6 protein-coding genes and 1 pseudogene are annotated in these 7,275 nt (G+C 72.2%); all 7 read left to right on the top strand.

Annotation, left to right across the window (positions count from 1 at the left end; genetic code table 11):
* Positions 1-555: pseudogene (locus AB0P03_RS40480) on the top strand (glycoside hydrolase family 15 protein); the annotation flags it as partial.
* A 98-nt stretch (positions 556-653) separates the two neighbouring features.
* Positions 654-1,751 carry an SAM-dependent methyltransferase gene (locus AB0P03_RS40475; protein ID WP_363633741.1) on the top strand — a complete coding sequence of 366 codons (1,098 nt, stop codon included), beginning with the start codon at positions 654-656 and terminating at the stop codon, positions 1,749-1,751.
* Positions 1,748-2,635, top strand: a complete 888-nt coding sequence (locus AB0P03_RS40470) for a CPBP family glutamic-type intramembrane protease (protein WP_363633739.1) — start codon at positions 1,748-1,750, stop codon at positions 2,633-2,635. Before AB0P03_RS40475 ends, AB0P03_RS40470 begins: the two co-directional genes overlap by 4 nt.
* Positions 2,636-2,857: 222 nt before the next feature.
* Positions 2,858-3,739: an SAM-dependent methyltransferase gene (locus AB0P03_RS40465; protein ID WP_363633737.1), complete on the top strand. Its 882-nt coding sequence runs from the start codon at positions 2,858-2,860 to the stop codon at positions 3,737-3,739.
* 77 nt (positions 3,740-3,816) lie between these two features.
* The gene (locus AB0P03_RS40460) at positions 3,817-4,773 is read left to right on the top strand and encodes an aminoglycoside phosphotransferase family protein (protein WP_363633735.1); all 957 of its coding nucleotides are present in this window, start codon (positions 3,817-3,819) and stop codon (positions 4,771-4,773) included.
* A 334-nt stretch (positions 4,774-5,107) separates the two neighbouring features.
* Entirely contained in the window at positions 5,108-6,331 is a 1,224-nt protein-coding gene (locus AB0P03_RS40455) for a hypothetical protein (RefSeq protein ID WP_363633733.1), read from the top strand.
* 452 nt (positions 6,332-6,783) lie between these two features.
* Positions 6,784-7,188 carry an HNH endonuclease signature motif containing protein gene (locus AB0P03_RS40450; protein WP_363633731.1) on the top strand — a complete coding sequence of 135 codons (405 nt, stop codon included), beginning with the start codon at positions 6,784-6,786 and terminating at the stop codon, positions 7,186-7,188.
* The last annotated feature ends 87 nt before the right edge of the window (positions 7,189-7,275 follow it).

Below are 7,275 nucleotides of genomic sequence, written 5' to 3'. Positions count from 1 at the left end.
CCCGAGGACGCCCCCTCCGACGGCCACCTGGAGCGCTGGCGCGAGCTGCGCGAGACCATCCACCGGGACGTCTGCGAGAAGGGCTACGACCCGGAACGCAACACCTTCACCCAGTACTACGGCGGCAAGAAGCTGGACGCCTCACTGCTGCTCATCCCCCAGGTCGGCTTCCTGCCGCCTGACGACAAGCGCGTCATCGGCACCATCGAGGCGATCCAGCGCGAGCTGTCCACCGAGGACGGCTTCGTGCTGCGCTACCCGACCCACGACGATTCGAGCGGCGACCACGTCGAGAACGTCGACGGCCTCTCCGGCCACGAGGGCGCCTTCCTCGCCTGCTCGTTCTGGCTGGCCGACGACCTCGCCATGATCGGCCGGGTGCAGGAGGCCCGCGAGCTGTTCGACCGGCTGCTCGCGCTGCGCAACGACCTCGGCCTGCTCGCCGAGGAGTGGGACCCGCGGCTCAAGCGCCAGGTCGGCAACTTCCCGCAGGCCTTCAGCCACGTCCCGCTGATCGACACCGCACTGCGGCTGACCGCCTGCGGCGGCGCCTACCTGTCCACCCAGCCGGACGGCCCGGACACGCTCCCGGTCCCCGGTCAGCGCACCGCCACCGAACCGGCCGCACCGGATGCCGTGTCCGGGAGCCGCTCGTGACCCGCACCGGCCGCCCGACCGCCCCGGCCACGGCCCGGCCGACGGGCAGCCGTACGGCGGCCCAGGCCGAACCGGACCGCGAGGACACCGAGCGCCAGCGCATCCTGGCGCTGCTGGACCGGGCTTCCTACGCCGGGATCCGGGACGTCCTGGCGGGCGGGCACGACGCCAACCTCTCCAGCTGCACGGCCGCAGGAAGGCTGCTCGGCCTGCTGCCGGACATGCCCTACCGGGCCCAGGACGCCCTCGCGTTCGCCGAACACGCCGTCACCGTGCTCGTACGCGACCTCGGGGTGCGGCAGATCATCCACACCGACCACGGCTTCCCGCACTACGCACCCCGGCGCAACGTCCACGAGATCGCACAGACCATCGACCCGGCCTGCCGCACGGTGTACGCGGACGCCGACCCCGTCGTGCACGCCCGCGCCCGCTGCGTGCTCACCGGCAGCGACCGCGTGGCCGTCGCCGACATGGGCCTCGCCAGCGGTGTGCACCGCGTCCTGGAACACCCGGCCGTCGCCGCGCACCTCGACCAGGCCCGGCCGGTGGCCGTGCTGTGCACCGCGGTGGAAGCGGTGCCGGACACGGTGACCAGCGCCCTCACGGCCGACCTCGCCCGGCTCCTGCCCGCCGGCGGGTACCTGGCGGTATGCCAGCTGACCGTCGAGGACACCCACCTCGCCCGACAGGTCGACGAGGTGATGGCCACCGCGCTCGACGGCCGGTGGGACCGCCTGCGCACCCCGGCCCAGACCGCTGGCCTGCTCCGCGACCTGCCCCTGGTCCAGCAGCTCGGCGTCGTCGAGGCACCGCACTACATCCGGTCGTCGTACCGGCCCGCCGGACCGCCCCGGGCAGCGGTGCTCGGCGCGATCGCCCGGATCACGCCGTCCGGCCCGAGCCCCACGGCCAGCCCCCCGCGCCGGGCCGGGACCCCGCCGTCATCGAGTACGGAGGCGTGGTCCGCATCCCCCGGCCGGACACCCGCGTTGACCCCTGACCTCGGCGGCCCGAATCCCGCCCTCCCACCCCGCGCCGCCGACTCCCGACCGCACAGCAACCGAGACCACATCCGACTGGAGCACCCGTGACCTCCCCCTCCGCCGCGCACGCCCCGCATCTTGGGAGCCGCCGGCTCCTGCCGCTGATCCTGTACGTGGCGGCGTTCCCGGCCGCCGCCCTGGACGCCGTCCGGTTCCTCACCGGCCCGCTCGGCCTGCCCTTCCTCGACACCCCGGCACGTTGGGCCGCGGCGACCACCGCGGGAGCTGTCGGCGCGGCCGTCGCCAGCGCGGGACTACGTGCCCGCCGCACCCGTGCGCACGGTGGCCGTCTTCCGTGGCGTGACCCGCTCACCGTCGCCCCACTGCTCGGAGCGACGACGATCGTAGCCCTTGTGGGCGTCCATCAGATCTGGGCCCACGCCGCGTGTATCGCGATCGTCCCCGCCGTGGCCGCCGCCTTGGCCGTGGAGCTGTGCCACCTCGCCGGCGTACCGGCGCAGCGACTGCTGCGCGACCCGGCCAAGCCCGCCACCTCCTGGACCGGCTTGTCCATGGGGGCGCAGTACACGCTCTGGCTCCTGGTGTCGGGCATCCTGGCGGTGGCCGTCGCCCGAAGCGTGATGGCAAGCGCGCCAGCGGCGCCGCAGATCGTCCAGTTCGGCTTCGACCGGGGTGATCTCCTGATGCCGATCGTGACCGCCCTCACTGCGGGCGTGCTGGAGGAAGGCGCGCTGACCGCCGGTCTCGTCGTCCTCGGTCAGGCGGCCCGGTTACCGACCCCGGCCATCCTGATCGCCGCCGCGGCCGCCAGGATCACCCTCCATCTCTACCTCGGCCTGCCCGGCGCGGCCAGCGCTCTCTTCGCCGTCGCGGCAGTGCTCCTGTTCCTGCGCCACGGCCGACTCCTGCCCCTGGTAGCGGCCCACACCGCCTACGACCTGGCCGCCATCGGCGCCCAGATCTGGACCTGACGCCCGCCGTCCGGGTGCAGGCTCCGAGCGGGGCGCAGGTCGTCACACCACACCCCGCACCGCCGGGGCCCCCGACAACCGCCACCACCGTCTCCTGGGCAGCGCAGGCCATCACGTTCTGCCAGATCAGCCGCCGCGGTCAGGAAGCCCCGCTACACCCGTGCCCGACAGCACTGACCTTCGCCCACCGCCCGACCGTTCTTCCACTGAGAGGTGCCGTCCATGAACAGCACGAACACCGAAACCGGCACTTTGGACCCCTGCGTGCCGAACGGCCTGCAGATGGTCAACCACCTCGCGGGGCAGGAGATCAACCGCCAGGTCGACGAGGTGCTCGCCGCCGACCTCGCCAGGCTCGTGGGTGGCCTTGGTGCCGCTGTCCACGCCGCCGGCGAGTTCAAGACCGGCGTCGTCCGCAGGGCGGTCCGCATGGGGGTCCGCCAGATCATCGACCTGGGCTGCGGAATCCCCCGGCTCCCCCACATCTACCAGCGTGCGCACGACCTCGACCCCTCGGCGCTGGTGGTATCCGTCGAGACCGACGTGTGGGCGGTCGCACACGCCAGGGCCGAACTCGACGCCACCCACCTCACTCCCGTGATCACGGCGCCCTACCTCACCGCGGACATCCTCGACCACCCGGTCCTGCACGACCGCGTCGACTGGCGGCACCCCGTGTGCGTACTCCTGGTGTCGTCCCCGCACACCGCCGCCCTGCGCGACCTCGCCGGCCTGGTCGCGGCCATCGTCAGCAGGCTCCCCCAGGGGAGCCTGCTCGCTGTCTCCCAGTGGGCGCTCGACGACGACATGACCAGGTGGGCCGTCAACGGCCTCCTCGCGGAACGGACCCGCGGCTGGTGGGGGCAGGTGCGCAGCAGCGCCGAGATCGTCGCCGCGCTCACCCCGCACCCGCTGCTCGGTCCGCCCCCGGGCTCGGTGGCGAGGCGCGCACGGTCCGCCAAGCGGCGACACCCGGCACCCGGAGGCGGGCAGCTCGCCGAGGTGGTCGAGTTCGGCGGCATCATCCACCTCGGCGGCCCGGCACTGCCGGCCCAGATCGCCGTTGCCACTGTTCACACCTCCAACCCGAGGAACCTGCCATGAACCACACGACCCAGCGCTTGGCCAGCCGGCCGCCGGCTACCGCGCGCCGCCCCCCGAACCCGATCAACGAAGCCAGCTTGACCAGCCGGGCCCAGACGGCCCTCCGGCAGGCAGCCGCGGCTGCCGGGTTCACCCTGGAAGGCGCCCGGACACTGCAACTCCACCGCAACTGGGTGGTGCGGCTGCCCCATGCGGCGCCGGGACGCCCGGTCGTCGCCAAGGTCCACGAGCCCCGCTCCATCCCGACGGCGGTTCACCGGGAGGTGCAGGTCGCCGGATGGCTGCATCGCAGCGGCGTCCTGACAGCCCGGCCCGTCGTGGAACGGCCTACGGCGACCGAGGCCGGACTGCTCGTCACCTTCACCGAGGACCTGGGCGACGGACCGCCCGCATCGTCCAAGGGCCTCGGCCGGCTCCTCGCGGAGCTGCACGCACTGCCCCTGCCGTCCCACATAGCCCTTCCCGCCCTGGACGTGACCGGGACCCTGCTGTCCCGGATCAGCCGCCTACCCGAGGACGTCCTGGCTCCTGCCGATGTGCACTGGCTGAGCATCCACGTCTCCGCAGCCGGCGAGCAGTGGAAGAACACACCCTGTGGCGGTGACGTCGTCCTGCACGGGGACCTCAACGTCCTGAACAGCATCGTGACCCCGGCCGGCCCGGCGCTGATCGACTTCGAAACGGTCAGCAGGGGACCCGCGGCCTACGACCTCGCCTTCGAGGCATGGCGCCGCGACGGCTTCGGCGAGGACCCCGCCGGCTACGCGCGTTTCTGCCACGCCTACGGAGCGGATGTGACTACCGACCGGCAGGGAGCGCCCTACAAGGTGCTCGCCCGTCTGCGGGCAGCCACCGGCGCCGTCATCGCGCTGGAGGCAGCTGTCCACGACCCCGCGTGGCGGCCGGAGGCGGCACGCCGACTGAACTGCGTCCGGACCCTGAACAGCAATCCGGCACGCCACCCGTGGAATTGGAGCACCGACCCCACCGTCCCGGCTGCGGAAGCGGCGTCAACCCGCGCCCGGACAGCGTGACCCCCGGGGCTTCGCAGGTCAGCGCCCGAGCGCACTCCTCGCGCCGGCCCAGTGGCCGTGCCACTGGCAGAGCGCACCCTCTGCGGCCTCGAACTCCTGCGCGGGTTCCCCTGTTGCGGCAGACCAGGCTGCTTCGGCAGCCCCGGCCTGCCGCCACGCCCAACCCCTTTCACCCGCACGGGCTGACACGACGAGGTGACCTATGCATGCAAGGGATCACGGTGCGACCGTGCCACCGCTCTCCAGGGCGGGTGGCGGTCGTAACGTCGGTTCGTCCGCCGCCTCGGCGCTCAGTGGTTCGTCGCCTCACAAGGCGAACACTGCCCTGGGAGGGTTGATCGCGGAGGCCGGTGTGAAACGCTCGTGGCTCGCGCGCGAGGTCAACCGGCTGTCCCAAAATGACGACAAACCCACCGCCTACACCCATACCCATGTGCAGCGCTGGCTGGACGGGGCCAGGCCCAACGAGGTGACGGCCAAGCGGGTCGTCCGGCTGTTGGGCGAACGCTTGAACCGACCCGTCACTCTTGAGGATGCCGGACTCGGGGAGTTGGCGGCTTTCGACCCCGCGGTCGGGTTGGATTTCCCCCGAGACCGCGAGACCGCGATCGGGAACGCCATCACCTGTTGGAGGACCGTGCACCGCCGTGATGTCCTGCGCCTGCCGAGTGCCGTGCCCGCCGTCCTCGGCTCGGCGACGATGCGATGGATGGCTGTCCCCGCCGACGTCCCAGCCCCGCGTTCCGGAGAGCGTCGCGTCGGCCAGACCGATGTCGAGGAGGTGTGGGCGGCAGCTGCTCAGGCCCAGCTCATGGACTCGCGGTACGGGGGCGGGGACTGGCGCAACAGCAACGTGCTGGTCTGCCTGCGGTCCGCCGCCCCGATGCTGGCCGGCAGCTACTCCGCGGAGACCGGGCAGGCGCTGCACAGCGCCCTCGCGGAGCTGTCGAGAGTGCTGGGGTGGGCGGCGATGGATGCGGGGCACCACGGCGCGGCGGACCGGCTGCTGATCCAGGCCCTGCGCATGGCCCGGGCCGCCGGTGATGTGGAGCTGGGCAGCTACGTGCTGGCCACCGTTTCCCTGAAGACATTCCTGGCAGGCTGGCCGTCGGAGGCCGCAGACATGGCGGAGGCGGCGTACGAGCGGGGCAAAGGCCACGCCGCTCCGAGGGTGCTGGCGTTCTGCAAGCTCGCCGAGGCCCGGGCGTTGGCCAAGGCCGGTGACGGTGCGGGCGCCGCCGCCGCACTGGTGCGCTGCGAGAACCTGCTGTCCGGCATCCGTCCGGGCACCTACGATCCGCCGTGGATCGCCTACATGACTCCCGAACGGATGGCCACCGACGGCGCCGAGGCGCACAGGGACCTCAGGCTCACAGCGGCTGCCCGGCGCTGGGCCGAGCGTGCCGGCGCGATGCCGCTGGACCGCTACACGCGTGCGGTCGGCATTCGTTATGCCGTCCTCGGCAGCACGCACGCGATCGAGGCAGCGCGCCCCGGCGCGTGTCATCCCGGTTCGAGTCCGGGGGCGGGCACCAGGAGGGGCCACAGCCAGACGTGATGCTGCGGTCCGCCTGTCAGCGGCCCCAGGAATGCCCATCCATCCAAAGAGGCGGTTCCCATACCGGCGGGGGCGCCGCTTCTAGCTCTGCCGCCACGGTTCGGCGGTGGATCTCGGCTCGGCAACAAGCCCTTGCCGGTCGAGACCCGTCGGGGTCGTGCTTGAGCGGTTCGTGGCAGTCCGGGCACGTTCCATCCATACCGACAGGGTAGCTAACTTCCATGTTGTGTAGGCACGTTGACCGGTCTACCCGGCGGCGACTTCCCCCGGGGGCCGGAGTACTTCCCGCACCCAGGTCAGCCCGCTGTAGCGGATCAGCCCGGCTGTGCTGGCAACGTACTTGCGGCCTACGCGGAGTACGGGCACCTGCGACCGCGAGCGGGAGTCCGTAGTCGGCGGCGGTTGCGGAGCGGTCTCGGCGGACGGCCAACACCAGGTCCCCGGCGGGGTCCATGTCGGGCGCGATCTCGGGCTGTTCGTCTGTCATGGGTCCAACCTGCTTACTACCTGCGAGGGGCATTGTGCGCTGTATTGACTGCGCCGAGCCCCCGACTCACCGGGGACGCTGCGAGGCACGCCACGCGGCCTACGAAGCTCGCCCGAGCGTCCGGGCACGGCGACGGCTGCTCGCCCTGGTGGCACGTCGCCACAGCGGGGCGGAACGGCTTCGCCGGCTGGTCGACCGAGCGGGCCCCGCGCGGTGCGGACTGTGCGGCGGTGACTTCCCGGCCGTCCTGGTCGACGTCGACCACCAACAGCCGCTCGCCCTTGAGGGTGAGAACACGGACGACACCGTGTGGCCGCTGTGTCGTGAGTGTCATAGAGGGAAGACCGCAGTGGACTTCGGCCCTTACTGACATTGGCGCTTCAGGGTGATGGCGGCGGGAGGTCGAGGGAGAGGCCGGTCCCGGCGAGGAATCCGTCGAGGATGTCGGGGCGGTACT

This window comes from Kitasatospora sp. NPDC088779 (assembly GCF_040685395.1).
Lineage (GTDB): Bacteria > Actinomycetota > Actinomycetes > Streptomycetales > Streptomycetaceae > Kitasatospora.
This window is presented reverse-complemented; position numbering and strand designations above follow the sequence as displayed.